General features: G+C 64.8%; 20 protein-coding genes and 2 pseudogenes. 15 read left to right on the forward strand and 7 right to left on the reverse strand.

All coding sequences use genetic code 11. The features are described 5' to 3' along the window. On the reverse strand, positions 1 to 673 hold a 673-nt coding region (locus tag ACCP09_RS38925), incomplete at its 3' end, for a helix-turn-helix domain-containing protein (RefSeq protein WP_433754051.1). A gap of 260 nt (positions 674 to 933) precedes the next feature. Here ACCP09_RS38925 and ACCP09_RS38930 point away from each other — a divergent pair. From ACCP09_RS38930 to ACCP09_RS38980, 11 genes are all read left to right on the forward strand, one after another. Then, complete coding sequence (locus ACCP09_RS38930; protein ID WP_433754053.1) at positions 934 to 1,215, forward strand: hypothetical protein; 282 nt, start codon at positions 934 to 936, stop codon at positions 1,213 to 1,215. Beyond that, on the forward strand, positions 1,212 to 1,337 hold the full coding sequence (locus tag ACCP09_RS38935; RefSeq protein ID WP_433754055.1) for a hypothetical protein: 126 nt from the start codon (positions 1,212 to 1,214) through the stop codon (positions 1,335 to 1,337). The genes ACCP09_RS38930 and ACCP09_RS38935 overlap by 4 nt, the downstream gene beginning before the upstream one ends. A gap of 75 nt (positions 1,338 to 1,412) precedes the next feature. Further along, a complete protein-coding gene (locus ACCP09_RS38940; protein ID WP_433754057.1) occupies positions 1,413 to 2,648 on the forward strand; it encodes a CaiB/BaiF CoA transferase family protein in 1,236 nt (411 codons plus the stop codon). Beyond that, positions 2,641 to 4,593, forward strand: a complete 1,953-nt coding sequence (locus ACCP09_RS38945; RefSeq protein ID WP_433754059.1) for an AMP-binding protein — start codon at positions 2,641 to 2,643, stop codon at positions 4,591 to 4,593. Before ACCP09_RS38940 ends, ACCP09_RS38945 begins: the two co-directional genes overlap by 8 nt. 55 nt (positions 4,594 to 4,648) lie before the next feature. After that, entirely contained in the window at positions 4,649 to 5,815 is a 1,167-nt protein-coding gene (locus tag ACCP09_RS38950) for an acyl-CoA dehydrogenase family protein (protein ID WP_433754061.1), read from the forward strand. Between the two features lie 59 nt (positions 5,816 to 5,874). Beyond that, positions 5,875 to 6,327, forward strand: a complete 453-nt coding sequence (locus ACCP09_RS38955) for a MaoC family dehydratase (RefSeq protein ID WP_433754063.1) — start codon at positions 5,875 to 5,877, stop codon at positions 6,325 to 6,327. Further along, positions 6,324 to 7,262 (forward strand): HpcH/HpaI aldolase/citrate lyase family protein, encoded by a 939-nt coding sequence (locus ACCP09_RS38960; protein ID WP_433754065.1) that lies wholly within the window; start codon positions 6,324 to 6,326, stop codon positions 7,260 to 7,262. The genes ACCP09_RS38955 and ACCP09_RS38960 overlap by 4 nt, the downstream gene beginning before the upstream one ends. Positions 7,263 to 7,515: 253 nt before the next feature. After that, entirely contained in the window at positions 7,516 to 8,529 is a 1,014-nt protein-coding gene (locus tag ACCP09_RS38965) for an NADPH:quinone oxidoreductase family protein (protein WP_433754067.1), read from the forward strand. Between the two features lie 149 nt (positions 8,530 to 8,678). Then, positions 8,679 to 8,933 (forward strand): hypothetical protein, encoded by a 255-nt coding sequence (locus ACCP09_RS38970; RefSeq protein WP_433754069.1) that lies wholly within the window; start codon positions 8,679 to 8,681, stop codon positions 8,931 to 8,933. Then, positions 8,918 to 9,355, forward strand: coding sequence for a transposase (locus ACCP09_RS38975; protein ID WP_433754071.1), 438 nt, complete (start codon positions 8,918 to 8,920; stop codon positions 9,353 to 9,355). Before ACCP09_RS38970 ends, ACCP09_RS38975 begins: the two co-directional genes overlap by 16 nt. Positions 9,356 to 9,384: 29 nt before the next feature. After that, on the forward strand, positions 9,385 to 9,801 hold the full coding sequence (locus ACCP09_RS38980; RefSeq protein ID WP_433754073.1) for a hypothetical protein: 417 nt from the start codon (positions 9,385 to 9,387) through the stop codon (positions 9,799 to 9,801). Between the two features lie 337 nt (positions 9,802 to 10,138). On the opposite strand, the pseudogene ACCP09_RS38985 reads toward ACCP09_RS38980, so the two are convergent. The 4 genes and pseudogenes from ACCP09_RS38985 to ACCP09_RS39000 form a co-directional block, all read right to left on the reverse strand. Beyond that, positions 10,139 to 10,494 (reverse strand): annotated as a pseudogene (locus ACCP09_RS38985) (IS481 family transposase); the annotation flags it as partial. 101 nt (positions 10,495 to 10,595) lie between these two features. Then, on the reverse strand, positions 10,596 to 11,420 hold the full coding sequence (locus ACCP09_RS38990; protein WP_433754075.1) for a mycofactocin-coupled SDR family oxidoreductase: 825 nt from the start codon (positions 11,418 to 11,420) through the stop codon (positions 10,596 to 10,598). Between the two features lie 182 nt (positions 11,421 to 11,602). After that, positions 11,603 to 13,240, reverse strand: a complete 1,638-nt coding sequence (locus tag ACCP09_RS38995; protein ID WP_433754077.1) for a flavin-containing monooxygenase — start codon at positions 13,238 to 13,240, stop codon at positions 11,603 to 11,605. 835 nt (positions 13,241 to 14,075) lie between these two features. Then, on the reverse strand, positions 14,076 to 14,771 hold the full coding sequence (locus ACCP09_RS39000) for an IclR family transcriptional regulator (RefSeq protein ID WP_433754079.1): 696 nt from the start codon (positions 14,769 to 14,771) through the stop codon (positions 14,076 to 14,078). A gap of 476 nt (positions 14,772 to 15,247) precedes the next feature. On the opposite strand from ACCP09_RS39000, the gene ACCP09_RS39005 reads away from it, so the two are divergent. The 4 genes and pseudogenes from ACCP09_RS39005 to ACCP09_RS39020 all read left to right on the forward strand — a co-directional run bounded on the left by ACCP09_RS39005 (position 15,248) and on the right by ACCP09_RS39020 (position 18,221). Then, entirely contained in the window at positions 15,248 to 16,690 is a 1,443-nt protein-coding gene (locus ACCP09_RS39005; protein WP_433754081.1) for an NAD-dependent succinate-semialdehyde dehydrogenase, read from the forward strand. A gap of 48 nt (positions 16,691 to 16,738) precedes the next feature. Further along, positions 16,739 to 17,803 carry an alcohol dehydrogenase gene (locus ACCP09_RS39010; RefSeq protein WP_433754083.1) on the forward strand — a complete coding sequence of 355 codons (1,065 nt, stop codon included), beginning with the start codon at positions 16,739 to 16,741 and terminating at the stop codon, positions 17,801 to 17,803. Between the two features lie 59 nt (positions 17,804 to 17,862). Continuing rightward, a pseudogene (locus tag ACCP09_RS39015) lies at positions 17,863 to 18,014 on the forward strand (hypothetical protein); the annotation flags it as partial. Further along, on the forward strand, positions 17,958 to 18,221 hold the full coding sequence (locus ACCP09_RS39020; protein WP_433754089.1) for a hypothetical protein: 264 nt from the start codon (positions 17,958 to 17,960) through the stop codon (positions 18,219 to 18,221). The pseudogene ACCP09_RS39015 and the gene ACCP09_RS39020, both read left to right, overlap by 57 nt. Positions 18,222 to 18,583: 362 nt before the next feature. Here ACCP09_RS39020 and ACCP09_RS39025 read toward each other — a convergent pair whose 3' ends face one another. Continuing rightward, the gene (locus ACCP09_RS39025; RefSeq protein WP_433754085.1) at positions 18,584 to 19,243 is read right to left on the reverse strand and encodes an MBL fold metallo-hydrolase; all 660 of its coding nucleotides are present in this window, start codon (positions 19,241 to 19,243) and stop codon (positions 18,584 to 18,586) included. A gap of 33 nt (positions 19,244 to 19,276) precedes the next feature. Then, positions 19,277 to 20,242: a TIGR03564 family F420-dependent LLM class oxidoreductase gene (locus ACCP09_RS39030; protein ID WP_433754087.1), complete on the reverse strand. Its 966-nt coding sequence runs from the start codon at positions 20,240 to 20,242 to the stop codon at positions 19,277 to 19,279. Positions 20,243 to 20,283 lie beyond the last annotated feature (41 nt).

Raw genomic sequence — 20,283 nt, forward strand, 5'->3', positions numbered from 1 at the left:
AGGTGGTTTTGCGGTAGGCCCGGGCGTTGTCGGTCAGCACCCGCTCGATGGTGATGCCGTGGCTGGCGAACCAGGCGTGCGCGCGGCGTAGGAAGGCTGCGCAGGTGGCGGCTTTCTCGTCGGGCAGGATCTCGGTGTAGGCCAGGCGCGAGTGATCATCCAGAGCGGTGTGCAGACAGAGGTAGCCGCCGCCGGCGGTGCGGACCTGGTTGGCTCGGCCTTGGGCACGGCCCAGGACCTTGTGCCCACCACCGTCGGGGATACGGCCGAGTTTCTTGACATCGACGTGTACCAGCTCGCCCGGAGTAGCGCGTTCGTAGCGGCGAATCGGCTCGCCGGTGGCGCGGTCACACGCGGCCAGCACCGGCACCCCGTGGCGCCGCAGGATCGCATGGGCGGTCGAGGGCGCCACCCCAGCCCGCACCGACAGGCGAACCGGGCCGATCTTGTGCTCCTGCCGCAACATCACGACCAGAGCCTCCACCTCAGGCGACGTGCGGTTCGGGCTGTGATGCGGCCGGCTGGACCGGTCGTTCATCCCCGCCGGGCCGTGCTGGCGATAACGGCCCACCCAGCGGGCCACGGTGGTGTGACTGACCTGAAACCGCTCCACGACACACAGGGCAAGCCGCAGCCTGCCCGTCGGGGTCAACGAGGCGTTACGGTGGACCATCGAGGACCTCCTGGTGTTCGGGTGTTGATGTCGCAATCCACACCGAACCCGGAGGTCCTCACCCATATCAAGATCATCCTCAGCGTGTCAGCCCATCACCAACGTCCCCGAACAGCACAGCTAGGGCGTCCCCCGGCTAGCGCGGGCTGGCGTCGTCGCTCCTCGGCGCCCGCCGCGTCATCGACCAGATGATGGCCGCTTTTCGCACCGATCGCGTGTCCTGCACCGAGCCAGCGAGACCGACAGCGTATCGGCCCTGCATGGTCCGCCGGCTCATCGAACGCGGCATCAACGTCAAGGGCTACTTCGTCCTCGGGTTTCCCACCGAAACCCGCGACGAGATCGACACCACCGTCCGCCTCGTCCACGGCCTGTGGAACCTCGCCGACAACCGGCCCGGCACCTTCCGCGCCTCCACCTTCGAATACCGCCCTCATCCCGGCAAGTCGTGGCCGCCACGGGTGAGCCGCTCGGCGAGGGCGCAGGTGAGGGTGGTTTTGCCGGTTCCTGCCGGTCGGTCGATGGCAACGAAGGCAGGTTGACGGCCAAGTCGCACGTACTCCTCGTCGACAACGGCAAACTCCTGCTCACCCGCCGCCGCAACACCAACCCCACCTTCAACGGCCGCCGGCACGGGTTCGCACGCGCACTGCCGCGTGGTTGACAGGGACCACCCCCGCAGCAGACACTGTCGCATATACGTCCTCGATGTTCCGATATACGACGGAGTGGTGGCCGCATGGGTGATCGTGGTGGGACAAGCGAAAGTCTCGTCGGGCTACGGGTCCTCGATCTGTCACGTGTTCTGGCCGGCCCACTGTGTTGTCAACTTCTCGGCGACCACGGAGCGGACGTGATCAAGGTCGAGCCACCTGACGGAGACGACACACGACGGTGGGGTCCTCCGTTCGTGGCAGACGACATGAGCGCTTATTTCAACGCGATCAACCGCAACAAACGCAACATCTGCTTGGACCTGCGGACCTCGCAAGGACATCAGGTGCTCGAGCGACTACTCGAGAACACCGATGTGGTGGTAGAGAACTTCAAGGCAGGAACGCTGGCTCGGTGGGGGTTCTCCGACGAGCGGATGCTGGAGCGTCACCCGCGCCTAATTGTCTGCCGCATCACCGGGTTCGGCGCTGACGGGCCGATGGGTGGTATGCCCGGTTACGATGCCATCACTCAGGCCTACGGCGGCGTGATGAGCATCAACGGCGAATCCGAAGGCCCAGCGTTGCGGGTCGGCGTCCCGGTGGTGGACATGGTCACCGGGATCTACGCGTTCAGTGGAATTTTGCTGGCGCTCAACGCTCGTCAGCGAACAGGTCGCGGGCAGGTGGTGGACTGCACGCTCGTTGATACTGCGGTGTCGCTGTTGCATCCACATTCCGCGTCCACTCTCGCCGACGGGCGGGTACCTGTGCGTACGGGCTCCGCCCACCCGACGGTGGCACCCTATGACACCTTCGAGGCGTCCGACGGGGCGGTGTTCATCGGCATCGGCAATGATCGCCAGTTCCGCATCCTGGTCGACCGACTGGGTATGCCCGGCCTAGCTGACGACCCGCGTTTCCGCACCAACGCCGACCGCCTGGGGAACCTGAAAGTCCTCAGCGAACTGCTGTCGGAGAAGATCGCCCCCTTGACGAAGAACGATCTCGCACAGGACCTCATCACCCGCGGGGTGCCGGCGTCAGCGATCCGCGACATCCGCGAAGTCCTTGACGATCCGCACGTCCGTCACCGCGAAATGGTCGTGGAGAGGGGCGACTACCGCGGCATCGGCTTCCCGATCAAGTTGACCGACACTCCAGCGTCGGTCCGAGAAACTCCTCGAGCCAAGGGGGCAGACACTCACACGGTTCTGACCTCTCTCGGCTACGACGACGTGACCATCAATCAACTGTTGTCCGCGCGAGTAGTCCTGCAGGACAGCCCGAATCCGAATGGCAAAGAGGCAGCGCATGAGTGATTACGTCTGGCGACCAAGCCCCGAGCGTATCGCTGACGCCAACGTCACACGCCTGGCGAACCGTCATGGCATCGACTCCCTCACAGAACTGCGTCGCCGCTCGGTAGCCGATGTGCAGTGGTACTGGGATTCCGCTATCGACGACCTCGCCATCCCGTTCAGAACCTCCTACCGCCAGGTCCTCGACAGCTCCCGAGGCATGGAGAATTCGGACTGGTTTGTCGACGGCGAATTCACCATCATCGATGCGTGCCTCACTCGGTGGGCGGACTCGATCCGTCCCGCGATTGTTCACGAAGCAGAGGATGGCCGAGTCGAGGAGCTTTCGTTCGCCGAGCTGTCGCGTCAGGTCGCCGCGCTCGCTGCAGGGCTGAGCAGTATCGGTGTGCGGGAGGGCGACAGGGTTGCACTCTACCTTCCGATGATCCCGGAGGCGGTCATCGCCTTCTACGCGGCGGCCAGGATCGGAGCCGTCGTGGTGCCGTTGTTCTCAGGATTCGCAGCGCCGGCGATCGCCGCACGCCTCAACGACGCCGGAGTTTCGGCAGTCATCGTCGCTGACGCAACCATCCGGCGAGGGCGAAGAGTCGACATGGCCGCAGAGATGGCGGCAGCGGTCGCCGCCGCGCCCTCGGTCACCTCGGTCATCACTGTGGCCAACGTCGACACAAGGGTCACGTTCGATGCCGAGGGTCTCGCAGTCACCAGCTGGTCCGAACTCCTCGCCGGCGAGGACGTTCACGACACGGCACGAGCCTTTCCCACAATGCAGACGCTGATGCTCGGCTACACCTCGGGGACGACTGGCACGCCGAAGGGGGCAGTTCACACACACGCAGGGTTCACCGTCAAGGTCGCCACCGAGATGGCCTACTCCTTCGACGTGGTGTCGAGCGATCGGGTCTGTTGGGTCACCGACATGGGATGGGTCATGGGACCATTCACAATCGTCGGGGCACACGCCAACGGCGCGACCCTGGTGTTGTACGAGGGGTCACCTGACGCGCCCGACACTCTACGTCTGTGGGACCTCGTCGAGCGGCACTCGATTTCGACACTCGGCCTGTCGCCGACCCTCGTTCGAGCATTGCGCGACACGCCCCTTTCGACGATCAAGAGCCGCGACTTGAAGTCAGTGCGCACCCTGGGCTCCACCGGGGAGCCCTGGGACCCCGATTCGTACGACTGGCTCGCCGCAGAGGTCTTCGACGGCCGGGTGCCGGTGATCAACATCTCGGGTGGCACCGAGGTCGGCGGGTCGTTCCTCGCTCCGTATCCGGTAGAGCCGATCGCCAGCTGCTCACTGGGCGGACCGTCGTTGGGCATGGACGTCGACGTTGTTGATGGCGACGGCCAGTCGGTGCGCGGCGGCATAGGCGAACTTGTCTGCCGTACCCCATGGCCATCCATGACCCGCAGCGTATGGCGCGACCACGACCGGTATCTGCAGTCGTATTGGTCGACCTTCGACGGGGTGTGGTGCCACGGAGATTTCGCGCTCGTCGACTCGAAGGACGGGGCGTGGTACATCCTCGGCAGGTCCGACGACGTGATGAACATCGCGGGTAAACGCCTGGCACCGGCAGAAGTGGAGTCGGTGCTGACGACACACCCGGCAGTGGCCGAAGCAGCCGCGATCGGGGTGCCTGACCCGAAAAAGGGTGAAGCTGTCTGGGTGTTCTGGGTTCCTCGCGAGGGGGCCGACGCCTCATCCGTCTCGGCCGAACTCCGTGCCGCTGTCGCCGAACAGGTCGGAAAACCGTTCGCGCCGAACGAGGTCATCGCCGTGTCGGAACTTCCCAAGACACGCTCGGCCAAGATCATGCGGCGGGCGGTCCGCGCGGTCGCGACAGGTGCCGACCCTGGGGACATGTCGAGTGCCGAGAATCCCGCGGCGCTGGACCGCATACGTGCTGCTCTCGCCGACGCGCACCGGCGAGCCTGAATCTCTGCGACAAATCACTCTGCCACAACCCATGCACAGAGAACGGGTGTAATACATGGATTTCGCATTGACCGAGGACCAGGTAACAATTCGGGACGCCGTCGCCGACCTCGCCGGCAAGTTCGATGATCGATACTGGGAACAAAAGGACGCCGCACACGAGTTTCCCCATGAGTTCTACCAGGCGTTCGCGGCAGGAGGATGGCTCGGAATCACCATTCCCGAGGAGTACGGCGGCCACGGATACGGCATCACCGAAGCCTCGATCCTGTTGGAGCAGGTCGCTGCCTCGGGCGCCGGAATGAACGGCGCGAGTTCGATGCACCTGTCGATCTTCGGAATGCATCCAGTGATCGTCCACGGCAGTGACGAGCTCAAGCAGCGCACGCTGCCCCGCATCGCCAGCGGCGATTTGCACGTGTGCTTCGGCGTGACGGAGCCCGGCGCCGGACTCGACACGACCAAGATCACCACGTTCGCGCGGCGGGAGGGTGACAAATACATCGTCAACGGCCGCAAGGTGTGGATCTCCAAGGCGATGGAGTCGGAGAAGATCCTGCTCCTGACCCGAACACAGAAGTTCGACGAGTCGTCCCGCAAGACTGACGGGATGACGCTCTTTCTCACCGATCTCGACCGCTCGAAGGTCGACATCCGACCCATCCGCAAGATGGGACGCAATGCGGTCACGTCCAACGAACTGTTCATCGACAACCTCGAGGTGCCCATCGAGGATCGAGTCGGCGAGGAGGGCGAGGGGTTCCGCTACATCCTCGACGGCCTCAACCCCGAACGAATGCTCGTCGCCGCCGAGGCACTCGGCATCGGACGAGCGGCCCTGCGGACGGCCGTGAAATATGGCAACGAACGCGAGGTTTTCGGCCGCCACATCGGTAAGAACCAAGGCATCCAGTTTCCACTCGCGGAATCATTGGCACGCCTCGATGCGGCCGAGCTGATGTTGCGTAAAGCGACGTGGCTCTATGACAACGGGATGCCCTGCGCCCGCGAGGCCAATATCGCCAAGTATCTGTGCGCCGACGCCGGATTCGAGGCCGCCGACCGTGCGCTGCAAACCCACGGCGGCATGGGGTACTCCGAGGAGTATCACGTGGCCAGGTACTTCCGGGAAGCACGCCTGACCCGGATTGCACCGATCAGCCAGGAAATGATCCTCAACTACCTCGGATCGCACGTCCTCGGCCTACCGCGAAGCTACTGAACACTCCTGTCACGCGGCCGTCATGACGGCCGATCAACCTGCGAAAGGAACAGGCCGGCATGGCTGGACTCTGGTTCGACGACCTGACCGTCGGGGACACATTCGACCACCCGATCCGGCGCACGGTCACCGAGACCGACAACGTGCTGTTCACCGCGATGACCCACAATCCGGCTCAACTGCACCTCGACGAGCAGTACATGGAGTCGTCGCAGTTCGGGACGCGCATCGTCAACAGCGCTTTCACCCTCGGACTCATGGTGGGCATCTCGGTCGGAGACACAACCCTGGGTACCGCGGTCGCCAACCTTGGGTGGGACGAAGTCCGCTTTCCCGCTCCGGTGTTCCACGGCGACACGATTCGAGTGACGACCGAGGTCATCGACCTCCGGGATTCGCGGTCACGCCCCGACCAGGGCATCGTGACTTTCCTGCATCGCGCGTTCAACCAGAACGACGAACTGGTGGCGTCGTGCAAGCGCACCGGCCTGCAGCGGCGGCGGCCCCGATGACCGAGGCCATGGCACCAACAACAGCGCCCGATACACCTCTGCGATCGCTTCTCTTCGTTCCCGGCGATGACGAGAAGAAGCTGGCAAAAGCTTCGAAGTCCGACGCCGACGCGCTGATCATCGACCTGGAGGACTCGGTCAGCGCGAGCCACAAAGAAGCCGCACGCGACATCACCGCAACACACCTGCAGCGAAACGTCGGCCCTGAGGGCCCGGCACTGTGGGTGCGGGTGAATCCGTTGAGCACCTCACTCGCTCTGAACGACCTCGCCGCGGTAGTGCGCTACGCCCCAGCCGGGATCATGCTCCCCAAAATCGACGGTCCCGAAGACCTCACCACACTCACCCACCACCTCGATGCCCTCGAAGCGGCATACGGACTTGCCCGAGGATCGGTGAAGATCATCCCGGTGGTCACGGAGACCCCCACCGCCGTGCTCCGGCTCGGCGAGCTCCGGCACGCGGAACTGGATCGGGTGTATGGATTCACCTGGGGCGCCGAGGACCTCAGTGCCTCGCTCGGAGCCGCGACCAACCGGAGGTCGGACGGCCGATGGGCAGACACGTATCGCCTGGCCAGGTCGGCCACGCTGCTCGCTGCGGCAGCAGCAGGCGTGCACGCCATCGAGACCCTGTACGTCGACATCGCCGACCTCGAGGGCCTGGCGATCGACTCCCGGGATGCTCGCGCCGAAGGCTTCACCGCCCGCATCGCCATCCACCCCGCCCAAGTCGGTCCTATCAACGACGCCTTCACCCCATCGGAGTCCGAACTCGAGCAAGCCCGACGTGTGGTCGAGGCGTTCGGCACCGGCGATACCGGGGTTGTGGCGCTCGATGGCCGGATGTTGGATGCCCCCCATCTACGACAGGCACGTCATATCTTGTCGGCGGCGCGCAGCGCCGGGATTGGAAGGACGAGTGGCCGTAGGTAAGCGCACGGCCGCCAACCATCGCTACCTCGGCGTCCCAATCGTCGACCACACGCCCTGGACGCTCGGTCGGCTCCGAGGCCATCGAGCAACCCCGGTGAGGGATCATCCGCACGGTAGTCCGGGCGATCTTTGGTTTTTACTTGCACTGAAAGGAACACGCGTGACAGGTGTAACCGTCCCTCCTGGGCTCCGGGTCTCCCTCCCCCGATTTGCGGAGTCTCAGCGCGACGCACTGGAGAACGTTCTCGAAGTCGTGACCGACCCTGGTGAGTACGAGATCCAATCTGACGAAGTCCTCGTCCGTGTCCGAGCCAGCAGTGTCACGTTCGCGGATCTGCTGATGCTCAGCGGGCAGTACCAGCACAAGCCCCGCACGCCCTTCACCCCCGGGATGGAGTACAGCGGCGAGGTCGTCGCCGTGGGCGGTGCCGCCGCGGCGGAGTTCGCCGTCGGCGATCGCGTGGTCAACGACTTCACGCATGCGGGTCCTCGGAGCACCGGTGCGTACCAGGTAAACGGCGGCTGGGCGTCCTATGCGGTCGCTCCTGCCAGCGCACTCCACAAGATCCCGGACACGTTCTCCTACGAGCAGGGCGCGAACCTGTTCGTCAACTACGAAACCGCCTACTACGCGCTGGTCAACCGCGCCCGGCTACAAGCCGGCGAGGTCGTCCTCATCACCGGCGCATCCGGCGCAGCCGGCATGGCGACGATCCAGACATCGAAGATCCTGGGCGCGAAGGTCATCGTGACCGGCCGTTCCGAGGACAAGCTCCGAACGCTGCACGACTGGGGCGCCGACTCGACCATCCATACGCCCGGATCAGACCCGGGCCGCTTCCGCGACCAGGTCAAGGAGTTCACTGGCGGCGCCGGCGCAGACGTCGTCATCGACACCGTGGGCGGCCCCACCGGCCTGGAGGCGATGCGGTCGCTCACCTTCGGCGGACGGCTGGTCATCGTGGGGTGGGCTGCCAACACGACCGTTGCTCAGGGAGGCGGCCGCGGGGGCTCGGACGGAGCCAACACGCTCCCGACGAACATCATGCAGATGAAAGGTCTGTATGTAATGGGGTCACCGATGGTGATCCATACCTTCCGCGACCCCTCGATCCGCCCCCCACGCACCGCTGCCATCCTGGACTGGGTCGCACAGGGCCTGGTGACCCCCTTCGTGTCCCATCGGTATCCACTCACTCGCATTCGGGACGCTGGTCTCGCCCGGCTGGCCGGCGACGTGACCGGCGGCTGCGTGGTCGAGCCGTGAGCCACAGCGGGACCAAGCAGTGACCCCCCGGCCATGACTAGCTTGAGTTTTACCTTCGGGTGGTGCTTGCCTACCCCTGTTGATCATGAACGCGGCCCTTGGTCGATCATTCCTTCTTGCGACGATTGGAAGATCGATCAAGAGCCGCGGTGATCAGTTTGCCTGATGCCAGTAACAGGTGTGCCAACGGGGAGCTGTCGAGGTTCCGGCAGCAGGTCTATGAGTCCTTGAACCGGCGGGCGGACGCGTTGTTCGAGCTGGTCGACGCGGTGTTATCTGCTGATGGGCCGCTGCGCTCCATCGCGGAGTTGTCCCTGGCAGGCGAGCATCGCCGAAGGTATGACAGCGGGTATGCCGCGCTCGCGCGCGGCGCGATGGAACACCGCGGTTGCAGACCGCGCTGAGTGCCGCGCCGATCCCGCGGGCCGCGGACGGGCGGCTGGTGCTGGCAGTGGATGTGACCTGCTGGTTGCGTCCGGAAGCGCACACCTGCCCGCAACGGATCCTGTGTCACACCTACGGCCGCGGCAAAGACCAGCACATGATGGTGCAGGGCTGGCCCTACTCCGTCGTCGTCGCGCTGGAATCCGGGCGCGGGTCGTGGACCGCGCCACTGGACGCGGTCCGGCTCGCGCCAGGCGACAACGCCGCGAGCGTGACCGCCCGGCAGATCCGCGGCGTGGTGGACCGTCTGGTCGCGGCCGGGCATTGGCGGCCGGGAGACCCGGAGATCTTGCTGGTCGCCGACGCCGACTACGACGGCCCCCGGCTGGCCAATCTTCCGATCACCGTGCTGGTGCGGATGCGCACTGATCGGGTCCTGTAACGCCCGGTCCCGCCACAGCCCCCGGCACGTTGGGCAGACCCCGCCGCCACGGCGACGAGTTCGCTTTCGGTGACCCGGCCACCTGGGGGCATCCCGACGTCGTCACCGAAACCACGACCCGGCTTTATGGACCCGCCCTGGTTCGAGCGTGGGATCGGCTGCAGCCACGGCTGACCCACCGCATCGCCTGGGCCGGCCACGACGGCACTCTGCCGATCATCGAGGGCACTGTGATTCGGCTCGAAGTTCAGCGGCTGCCCTCCGGGGCGATCCCGCAACCCGTGTGGCGTTGGCACTCCCGCATCGGCCTGGACCACACCGAGGTTGATCTGGCCTGGCAGGCGTTCCTGCGCCGGTTCGACATCGAGCACACCTTCCGCATGCTCAAGCAAACCCTCGGCTGGACCATCCCAAAACTTCGCTCACCCGAAGCGGCCGACCGCTGACCTGGCTGCTGCTCGCCGCCTACACCCAACTGCGCCTCGCCCGTGACCTCACAGCCGACTTACGCCGTCCTTGGGAGAAACCCCGACAAGCCAAGCGACTCACCCCGGCCAGGGTCCGCCGAGGGTTTCGGAACCTGCGTCCACAACTCGCCTGCCCGGCCGGCGTCCCGAAACCCTCGCGGCCCGGCCCCGGACGTCCAGCGGGAACACCCAACCACCAACCCGCGTCACGCCACGACGTCCACACCGCCACCAGCACGAACACACGAAATCCCAAGCACAGCAAGAACACCAAATCGAGCAACCCACGGCCCCGCCGAACCGGTTGAAACTCAAGCTAGGTGTGCCGTTCGGGGACGTTGGTGACACCGGTGTGGAGCCGGGTCGCGGGTGGCTGATTTCCGGCGGCAGTGGGTGGTCGATGGTAGTTGTAGTGGATGTTCCAGATCGGCCAGGATCCGGCTGTAGCGCTCGACTTTGCCGTTGTGGCGTGGGGTGTAGGGCGTGATCCGCTGGTGGCGGGCACCGCCCAGGACGGTGGCGAAGTTCGCGGGCGCGGTAACAGGAGCCGTTGTTGGGTACTAGGCGATGGATGTGGGTGATGCCGTGGCGGGCGAAGAACGCCCGCGCGCGGTGGACGAACCCGATCGCCGTGCGGGCCTTCTCGTCGGGCAAGGCTTCGGTGTAGGCCAGGTCCCGTCGGTCGCGCGGTCGACTCGATCGCCCGCGGTCCCGGCACCGGTATCCCGACACTCGTCCGCAATGACGAGCTGTCAGATCGCAGCGAGAGGCAGCTACTTGATGAGGAAGCCGGCGTCGACCGGCAAGGCCACGCCGGTCACGTACCGCGCGTCGTCAGACGCGAGCCACGCGACGGCGCTACTCACGTCCGATGCCTCGATGACCGGGATCGGCATCTGGTTGGCCAGCACCCCGGCCGCGTCCGGGTCCTTCGCGAGCCACTCCTGGACGACGTCGTTGTTCACCATCGGAGTGTTCACCCCGGTCGGTGCCACCGCGTTGACCCGGATGTTCTTCGGCGCGAGCCAGAATGACCAGGTCTTCATGAGACCGAGGACGCCGTGCTTCGAGGCGGTGTACCCGTCCTGGGCACCGCTCCCGTTGCCGCCTCGCCCGCTGAGCCCTTGGGTTGAACTGGTGAGGATGATCGAGCCGCCTTCACCCTGCTCGATGATCTGATCAACGCCGGCGTGCACGGTGTTGTACACACCGGTCAGGTTGACCGCGACAGTGTCGAGGAACGTCTGATACTGATCGCTCTCACGCACGGACTGCGGAGCGATGCCAGCGTTAGCTACGATGACGTCGAGCCGACCGAGCTGAGAGATCCCTTCGGCAACCGCACGGTTGACCGCATCCGCATCCCGCACGTCGGTCTGGCTGTAGACGATCTTCCGGCCGGTCGCTTCCACTGCCGCCACGGTCTCACGGAGGTCTTCCGGCGTGGCTAGCGGATAGTGAACAGTGTCGATCTGGTCGCACAGGTCGAGGGCGATGATGTCGGCGCCTTCCTCAGCTAGGCGAACCGCGTGGCTCCGCCCCTGCCCCCGTGCAGCGCCGGTCACCAGCGCCACTTTTCCCGCCAACTTCAGACTCATGTGAATTCCTTCCGATTCTTCTTCTCATCAGCGTTCGCAGCCCGCAAGGGAGGGAAGTGGGATTGCCGGGGCGATGGCCACCTCTTCACAGCGATTCCGGCATCCATCGGCAGAGTTGTTCCGTGATTTGTCGGCCGGACTCAGCTCCCGCCACTGTCCGATCGCGGTCGCTGCTTGCGAGATCAGGACATGACGAAGCCGGGATAGTCGTTCGCCGACTCCTTGAGAAGCGCGTCGCGATAGCGCTTGACACCACCGAGGTAGAAAAGCGGAGCGTGTGCCTTTCCGGGGATGTTGTCGCCCAGGAAGTAGTTGTTCCGGCCCTTCGCCACCACGGTGTCATTCAAGATTCCGGTCAGCGTGTCGCGCCACTCGTCCGATGCCTCTGCCGACGCGTTGCTCACCGTGAGCTCCCGGTCGCGCATATACCTGATGAGGTTGGCGATCCACTCGGACGCGTCCTCGATGACGACCGGTGCGTTCGCGAACGGCACGTGGGGCCCCAAGATCATGAAAAAGTTCGGAAAGTCGTTGACGGCTACCCCGAGATAGGTGGAAGGACCGTCCTTCCATTTGTCCGCGATCGACACCCCTCCGCGCCCACGGATGTCCATTCGGGTGATCGCGCCGGTCGCGGCGTCGAATCCGGTCGCGAAGATGATCACGTCGGCCTCGTGCACCTGCTCGCCGACCTTGACTCCGGTCTCGGTGATCTCCGAGATCGGCTCCTGACTCACGTCGACGAGTGAGACGTTGTCCCGATTGAAGGTCTCGTAGTAGAAGTGCCCGAGGGGCGGACGCTTCCCGCAGAACGGGTAGTCCTTGGGACACAACAATTCAGCAGTGGCCTCGTCTTTGACGATGGTACGGATCTTGTTCCTGATGAACTCGGAGACCACCTCGTTGGTGCGCTCGTCGGTGAACACATCATCGAACGTCTCGAACACAAAATGGAATCCGCCGATCTCCCATCCCCGTTCGAGGATGAGTTGCATCTCCTCCGAGGTGACATCATCGAATGTCCGCCCGGCCAGGCCGAGGTCGAACCCGAAGACCTGCTCCCGGGCCCGCTTCCAGATATCGGGATAACGTTCCCGGATACTCTCACGCTCGTTCTCGTGAAGAGTCGCATTACGTGCCGGTATGACATAGTTGGGTGTGCGCTGGAAAACAGTCACGTGGGCAGCGGTATGAGCAATCGTCGGGATGAGCTGGACGGCGCTCGCGCCGGTTCCGATCACCGCCACCCGCTTACCCGACAGATCGACGCCATCCTCCGGCCAGCGGGCCGTCATGTACCACTCGCCCCGGAAGTCGTCGACCCCTTTGAAATCAGGCTTGTACGCCGCCGAGAGCGGTCCGGTCGCGCTGACGACGAAGCGTGTGGTGACCTCTTCGCCACTGTCAGTGGTGACGACCCACAGCTCGCGCTCATCGTCGTAACGGGCAGAGGCCACACGGGTGCCAAGTGTCACCTGATCACGGAGACCGAACCTGTCGGCGACATGATTGAGGTAGGCGTATATCTCGTGCTGAGGGGTGTATCGCTCGCTCCAGGTCCAATCGTTCTGGAGCTCTTCGGAGAACGAGTAGGCAAAGATCCACGATTGGCTATCGGTCCGGGCACCCGGGTACCGATTCCAGTACCACACGCCCCCGATCTCCGGCGCTTCGTCGAAGCATCGGGCCGAAAGGCCTTGCTGCCGTAGATCATAGAGGTGACGCAAGCCCGCGAAGCCGGCTCCGATCACGACCACATCCACATCCACCGCCGGGCTTCGATTTTCCGCGACTGCGGACTTGCCTTCGGCAGCGACCATTGTGACGTCCTTTCCACATGCCTGGGTGCCGCGCTCATGCAGCTGTTCGGAGAGTTCCTAGGCCGATTGGGCGCACATGCCCTGCAGCCCTGGGAGACAAGCGTCGGCGGGTCCACGCCGAGTCGCACTGTTCGTATATACGTTGCTCTATGTCTTGTATACGGACAGCAGGGAGACTACGACATGGTCTGCGTCACGTCAACCGGGTCGGTCCGACTCTGATCGGCATGAGCCAGCAAGGAAGCTCCCGACGTCAGTACGATGTGTTCCTTCCCCAGAACGACATCTGATCAGGGCCGTCGCGACGGTGCGCCGAACACCGGCAGCCCAGCCCAAGCGTCGATCGGTCGGCGAAGTTCAACGACAACACCAAAGGCCGGAGCCCTGGGTACCCTGGTGGTCGATGCTCCGGGCATCGAGGCGCCGTCCGGGTCGGCGGGTCCTGAAGCGAGGGTGATCAGGGTGGTTTCCTTGACACACCAGCGCGCAGCGAGGCCGCGTTCGACGCTCGGCGTGTACGCGGTGGCACCGGGGGGCCACGCGGTCAAGTCCATACCGCCCGCGGGGACGGAAAACACGGCGATCGTGTGATCTCCCGAGGTACTATCCTTATCGATTACCTCAGGCTCGAACAACCCGGTAATCCCGCGTTGGGGACAAGCCTTCGAAGGTATAGACGACTCCGTCGACGAACCGAGGTGCTGTCGCAGCGGCCAGCGCTTGGAGCGACGCGGTTGAACGGCCTGTCCTTACCCCACATCAACGATCGAGGTGCACTGGCCATCACGCTCCTCGCTCTGGCCCTTGTCCGCGACCGGATGCCCGCCCCCAGGTCCTACCCTCGGCCGACGCTCGCCCTGGCCGCGGTGTCGCGGGTTTCGCGGATGATCTCGTCGATCTTGTCAGAGAATCGGGAGATGGGTCCGGCGACGGTAATGACGGCGCAGACTCGTTCGTTGTCGAAGACGGGGGCAGAGACAGCCTGCAGGTCGGGAAGGGTCTCGCCGGCGTTGACGGCGTAGCCGTCAACGCGGACTTTTTCGAGTTCCTCAAGCACTTGGGAGCGTTTGGCGACGGTGGGAACGTGCCGATTGAGGTACTTTTCGCGATATTTTTCCGGCGCGTGGGCGAGGTAACATTTCCCGGCGCTGGTGGGATAGAGGGGCCGTCGCACTCCGAGGACGGGGGTGTACCGGACGACGTGCGAGGATTCGATGGCCTCGGTATAAATGATACAGTCGCCGGCCAACATCACCAATGTCACCGTCTCGTCGAATTCCAGGTGAAGTGCTTCCATCGCGGCGCGTACACGTTGGTCCTGGGCGGATGGATTGATCAACAATGCCCGGACGGCGTTGCCCAAGGTGTAGCGACCGTCTTCAGTGGCTTGCAGGTACCCGGTGGAGACAAGCCCGTGCACAAGTCCGTGAACCGACGAGCGGGGCGCGTCGAGTTCGTTGACCAGGTCCGCGAGCCGGACACTGCTCTCGGATCGTGCAACGAATTCCAGAATTCCGGTTACTCGTGACACGGTCCGGTGCTCCTGCGAACCACTTGAAGTCGGCCCCGTCATTGCCTTCCCGTCCCGTGCTTGTTCTCCGGCGCCTGACCAACTGAGCACCATGCCATCGAGTGACATCATACGGTCTCAGGCTCGGAGAACGCTTCAATGACCCCGCGCGTGCACCAGCCCGTCCTCCGGCTGGGTGAACACCACTGGGTGTCGATCAGTGTTCGCAAGCGATCTATCCACCACACCTGATCAGCGTTTCGAGGCCGAGGGTCAACCAGCACAAGACCCAGGTGAACGTTGCCGCGGACACTTGACCCGGCCCAAGGCAGGGGCCTATCGTCCTCACGCGTTCATATATAAGACGATCCTGTTCGCATACCAGAACCTGGGAGGGTCAGCCTCGTTGCGTCACTTTTCGTCACCCACCAGGTCCTGGCCACATACCCAGCACAACAGGGCCGCCGCCGCGTCCGCCAACTCCGAGAGGGTTCACCATGAGCGCATCTGATCACCTGCGGGCTCAGCTGTTCATCGCCGGACAGTGGCGAGACGGCGGCGCGGGTACCGTCAACGATCTCGTCAATCCCGCCACCGATGAGGTGCTGGGAACCACACCGCGCGCCAGCATCCAGGATCTTGACGACGCCGCGAATGCTGCCGACGAGGCCTTCCGCGGATGGTCACGCACCAGCGCCGTCGAGCGGTCCGCCATCCTGAACAAAACCGCAGCACTGCTGCGTGAGCGCACCGAATCCATCGCTCGCGATCTGACAAGGGAACAGGGCAAGCCGCTGGCAGAAGCCGAGCTGGAAGTTGCCCTCAGCGCCGAAACCTTTGAATGGTTCGCAGCCGAGGCCTTGCGCTCCTACGGGCGCACCATGCCCGCACGATTTTCCGGTCAGCGCCAAATGGTGATCAATCAGCCGCTGGGGCCCGTGCTCGCACTTACACCGTGGAACTTTCCGATCCTGCTGCCCGCGCGCAAGATCGCCGCCGCCCTCGCCGCAGGGTGCACCGTTATCATCAAACCCGCAGAAGAAACCCCCAGCCCTACCGTGGCCATCGCTCAAGCTCTCCACGACGCCGGCCTTCCCGCCGGAGCCCTCAACGTCGTCCTCGGTGTGCCTTCGGAGATTTCTCGCCACCTCATTGCCGCGAAGGCGATCCGTAAGATCAGCTTCACCGGATCCACTACAGTAGGACGGCACCTCGCCGGACTCGCAGCGCAGTATGCCAAGCCCAGCACCATGGAACTGGGCGGCCACGCACCAGTCGTCATCTTTGCCGACGCCGACCTCGATAAAACCGTTGCCGCCTGCGTCGCTGGAAAGACCCGCAACGCCGGTCAGGTCTGCACCTCCCCCACCCGTTTCATCGTCCACGAATCCATCCGTGACGAGTTCGTGGCCCGCTTCGGCCAGGCCATGTCCGAACTCAAGGTCGGCGAAGGCCTGGATCCCGGCGCGCAGATGGGTCCATTGGCCAACGGTCGTCGCCTCGTCGCAGTCGGCGAACTCGTCGATGACGCCGCAGCACAGGGAGCTGAGATCGTCACCGGCGGCAGCCGCATCGGTACCACCGGGAACTTCTTCCAGCCCACCCTGATCGCCGATGCCCCTTTCACCGCCCGAGCCATGAACGAAGAGCCATTCGGCCCCGTCGCCCTGGTCAACTCCTTCACTGATGTGGAAGACGCGCTCGCCCAGGCGCATCGCCTAGACGTGGGACTGGCCGGATACGTCTTCACACAGTCTGCCGACACTGCCATGGCCATGGGCGAAGAACTGCAGGCCGGCGGCATCGGCATCAACTCCTTCTCCGTCTCCAGCATCGAAGCCCCCTTCGGTGGCCTCAAGGACAGCGGATACGGCTACGAGGGCGGATACGAAGGCCTCGATGGATACCAGCACCACAAGTACATCAACCACGTCGCGTGAGAATCCACCTGCCCGCACCCTCCGGACGATAGCTCTTCGAAGGACGAGATGACCTCCTACCGCACTCGGTCGATTCAGCTCCAGGACTTCGGTACCCCGCCGACGCTGACACAGCACGAAATCGACGCCCCGACCGGATCCGAAGTCCTCGTTCAAGTCACCGGAGCGGGGGTGTGCCACAGCGATCTGCATCTGCAGGACGGCTACTACGACCTCGGGGGCGGCGAGCACCTCTCCTTCAAACAACGGGTCACCTTCCCGGTGACACCGGGCCATGAAATCTCCGGCGTCGTCGTCGCGCGTGGAGAAGACGCCACCGACGCAACGATCGGTCAGGAGGTCCTTGTATGCCCGTGGGTGGGTTGCGGCGATTGTCCGCGATGCATTCGCGGGCACGAGAACCTTTGCCGCAACTCCCAATTCCTTGGAGTCAACCGTGACGGTGGATACGCCGAGCACGTGCTCGTGCCCCACTCCCGGTACCTGATCGAACTCGGAGACCTCGACCCTGCCCGGGCCGCCCCGCTGACCTGCTCTGGGCTGACCACCTACAGTGCGATCGGAAAGTTCGGCAACGAACTGAACAAGGAGCCACTGGTGATCTTCGGTGCGGGCGGGCTCGGACTGATGGCCGTGGGTCTGCTCACCATCATGGGCAAGGCCCGTCCCGTCGTCGTCGAGATCGACCCCGAACGCCGGTCCGCCGCCCTTGCGGCGGGAGCGCAGGCGGCCATCGACCCAACGGACGGGGACGCCGATGAGCAGATCCGAGCCGCCGTCGGTGGGCCAGTGCTGGCGATTCTCGACGTCGTTGGAGCCGGAGCAACGTTCGCCCAGTCTTACCGGCTGATCGAAAAGGGAGGCCGCATCGTGATCGCCGGCCTACTCGGCGGAGACACCCGATTGCAGGTACCGCTCATACCAATGCGCTCAATCAGTATCGAAGGTTCCTATATTGGGACACTCGATGAATTGCGTGAACTCGTTACCCTCGTTCGCACCCACGGACTTCCCGACATCCCGGTACACACCCGCGCGTTGCACGAAGCCCCCCAAGCCATGGAAGAGCTTCGCTCGGGTTCTGTGGTCGGGCGATTCGTGCTCGTGCCCTAGTGGCCTGAGTCGTTAATTCAGTGCCAGGCTAGGTTGTGGCGAGGCCGAGTTCGCAACCTGTGCCACTGACCCCGTCCGACGATGAACGTCGAACGCGACGCACTGGTCGACGCACCAGGTGGACACGTTCAAGATCAGCAAGGATCCGTTGTTCGTGCCGTCCGAGCATCCTCGCGCTTCTCGAACGGCTCCCGCAGACGCCGGCGTTCGTGATGTCCGCGGCGTTCGAGGTCCTGGCCTGGAACAATCTCGCGGCGGCACAGGCCGCGCCGATGCTCACGAAACCTTCCGGCACCCGGCCGTCGGGGAGATCACCCTCGACTGCGACACGCTCACGCTCACAGACCGCGACCAGCACCTCGTGCTCTACAGCGCGCCACGTGGATCCCGTGACATCAACGCAAGCAAACCGCTCTGACGATGCCGGTCACGACGGCTGCCTCATCTTCCGACTCCACGCACTGTCGATCGGTGGACGGCGTGCGGACCGAACGGCCTCGTCACGTTTGGCTGCAGGAACGTCAGGGGCATGCCGATGCCCTTCGTCGGGAGCGCTGACATGGCAGTGCAGTCGCTCAACGTCCTGCGGCTTGGTCAGGGTCGCACGCCTGACAAGTCTGTGTCGTCAATTCGGCGTTCCCTCGGCCATGCTCGCGAAACGTCCGGCCGCCGGAGACGGTAGCGACAACCGTTATCGATTACACGACGTCGGGCACCGATACGTCCTCGATCAGCGTCCAGGCTCAGCACCGCCGTCGCCAACGTCCTGGCCTCATCTGGTTAGCGGTCTCCGCCCGCTTCGATGCGGGTGATGATCGCATCGATGCGGCTCCTGGTATCGCCTTTGTCCGTCATGGCGAAGCATGGGCCGTTGTCCGAGACGCCCCAGGGCACGAGGACGTCGAAGTCGAGGTCACAGACCAGGGCCAGGCTGTCGAGGTACTGCTCGCGCAGATCCGGGTCCAGCAGGACGGCTTTCCACTGACCGTCCTCGATCCAGATGAAGTCGCCGGTGAACAGGAAGCGGTGCGCGCCACTGTCCCACAGGTAGCTGGTGGTGCCGGCGGTGTGGCCGGGGGTGGGGATCGCTTCCAGGTCTTCGGCGAGCAGTTGCCTGCGGTCGAAGGTGCCGGCGACCTGCATTTGCCGCGCCGTCGCAGCGCTGTCGCGCGCATGGACGAACGCGGGCACGGCACCGGCGGGGTCGCCGTACATGCCTTCGTGTTCGTGGTTGATCAACAGCATCAACGCTCCGCCGAGGTCGTCAATGGCCTTCGCGTCCGCGGTCAGGCCCGGGGAGTTGTACACGAGCACGTTGCCGGCGGGGCGCTCGAGCAGGAACGACCGCAGCAGCACGTTGTGCTGGTACGGCAGGCGCGCAGTGCTGGTGGCGCGCAGGCCTGCGACGGGAAGGTCGAGAGCTGGGGTTGAGTTGGCCATGCGGAGTCTTCTCCGTTCGAGTGGAATGGGCGGTCATCGGCCGGCTTCGCCCCGCAGGCACCGGACGAGCGACCACGTGCGGGCGCGTGTTTCTTCTCCGAGGAGTTCGGTGTGGCTGAGCATGAGTTCTGTGGCACCGGCGTCGAGGTAGCGACTCAGCGCGGCGGCGACGGTGTCTTCGTCGCCGGCGATCAGCAGGTCGGCCGCGCTGGACAAGCCTTCGGCCGCGACGATCTTCCGGTAGGACGGGATGTTGTCGTAGAAGCCGAGCGACTCCGCCGCGCGGGCGCGAGCGGCGGCGGCGTCGTCGGTGACCACCACCGGCACCCCGGCCACGATCCGCGGCTCCGGCCGTCCGGCCGCGGCCGCAGCTTCGCGGATCACGGGCGCGATCCGCTCGGCGATCGTGCGCGGCCCCGCGAGATAGGGCGCGGTGCCGTCGGCGAGCGCACCCGCCACCGCGAGCGCCTTCGGCCCCATCGCGGCCGCCAGGATCGGGATCCGCGGCGCGGACCCGACAACTGCGACGGGTGCGGCCGGCCGCGATACGAGGGTTTCGCCCTCGAAAGGTGCGTCGTCCCCGTCGAGCAGCGGGCGCAGGGCGGCAAGGTATTCGCGCAGATGCCGGATCTGCGGCGGATACGGCACGCCGAACTGCGGCTCCAGAAGCGTGCGTGCGCCGAGCCCGATGCCGAGCCGGAAACGCCCGGCGGTTGCGGCTTGCGCTGTCTTCGCAGCAGCGGCGACGAGCAAGGGGTGCCGGGGGTACATCGGCACGGTCGAGGTTCCGACGTGGATCCCGGGCTCCGCCCGGCCGGCGAGGGAGGCCAGCTGGATCGCGTCGTAGTCGACGGCCTGCCCGAACCACAACGTGTGCACCCCGTCGCGGGCTGCCTCGCGGGCGAGCTCGACGGTGCGGTCGACGAGGTTGGCCGCGTCCGTTCTCTGCGCGAACGTTCCGCCCAGGAACACACCTATCCGGGTTCCCACGGTGGCCACGAGGTGCTCCTCACTTCCTCTGATTGCAGGGACTGAAATCA

It is taken from the genome of Amycolatopsis sp. 3B14 (assembly GCF_050958625.1).
Lineage (GTDB): Bacteria > Actinomycetota > Actinomycetes > Mycobacteriales > Pseudonocardiaceae > Amycolatopsis_E > Amycolatopsis_E thermoflava.

What these genes read in the sequence shown, in the direction of transcription:
- ACCP09_RS38930 (WP_433754053.1), top strand. Translation starts at nt 934, where the DNA reads ATGGTCCGCCGGCTCATCGAACGCGGCATCAACGTCAAGGGCTACTTC.
- ACCP09_RS38940 (WP_433754057.1), top strand. Translation starts at nt 1,413, where the DNA reads ATGGGTGATCGTGGTGGGACAAGCGAAAGTCTCGTCGGGCTACGGGTC.
- ACCP09_RS38945 (WP_433754059.1), top strand. Translation starts at nt 2,641, where the DNA reads ATGAGTGATTACGTCTGGCGACCAAGCCCCGAGCGTATCGCTGACGCC.
- ACCP09_RS38950 (WP_433754061.1), top strand. Translation starts at nt 4,649, where the DNA reads ATGGATTTCGCATTGACCGAGGACCAGGTAACAATTCGGGACGCCGTC.
- ACCP09_RS38955 (WP_433754063.1), top strand. Translation starts at nt 5,875, where the DNA reads ATGGCTGGACTCTGGTTCGACGACCTGACCGTCGGGGACACATTCGAC.
- ACCP09_RS38960 (WP_433754065.1), top strand. Translation starts at nt 6,324, where the DNA reads ATGACCGAGGCCATGGCACCAACAACAGCGCCCGATACACCTCTGCGA.
- ACCP09_RS38990 (WP_433754075.1), bottom strand. Translation starts at nt 11,420, where the DNA reads ATGAGTCTGAAGTTGGCGGGAAAAGTGGCGCTGGTGACCGGCGCTGCA.
- ACCP09_RS38995 (WP_433754077.1), bottom strand. Translation starts at nt 13,240, where the DNA reads ATGGTCGCTGCCGAAGGCAAGTCCGCAGTCGCGGAAAATCGAAGCCCG.
- ACCP09_RS39005 (WP_433754081.1), top strand. Translation starts at nt 15,248, where the DNA reads ATGAGCGCATCTGATCACCTGCGGGCTCAGCTGTTCATCGCCGGACAG.
- ACCP09_RS39010 (WP_433754083.1), top strand. Translation starts at nt 16,739, where the DNA reads ATGACCTCCTACCGCACTCGGTCGATTCAGCTCCAGGACTTCGGTACC.
- ACCP09_RS39025 (WP_433754085.1), bottom strand. Translation starts at nt 19,243, where the DNA reads ATGGCCAACTCAACCCCAGCTCTCGACCTTCCCGTCGCAGGCCTGCGC.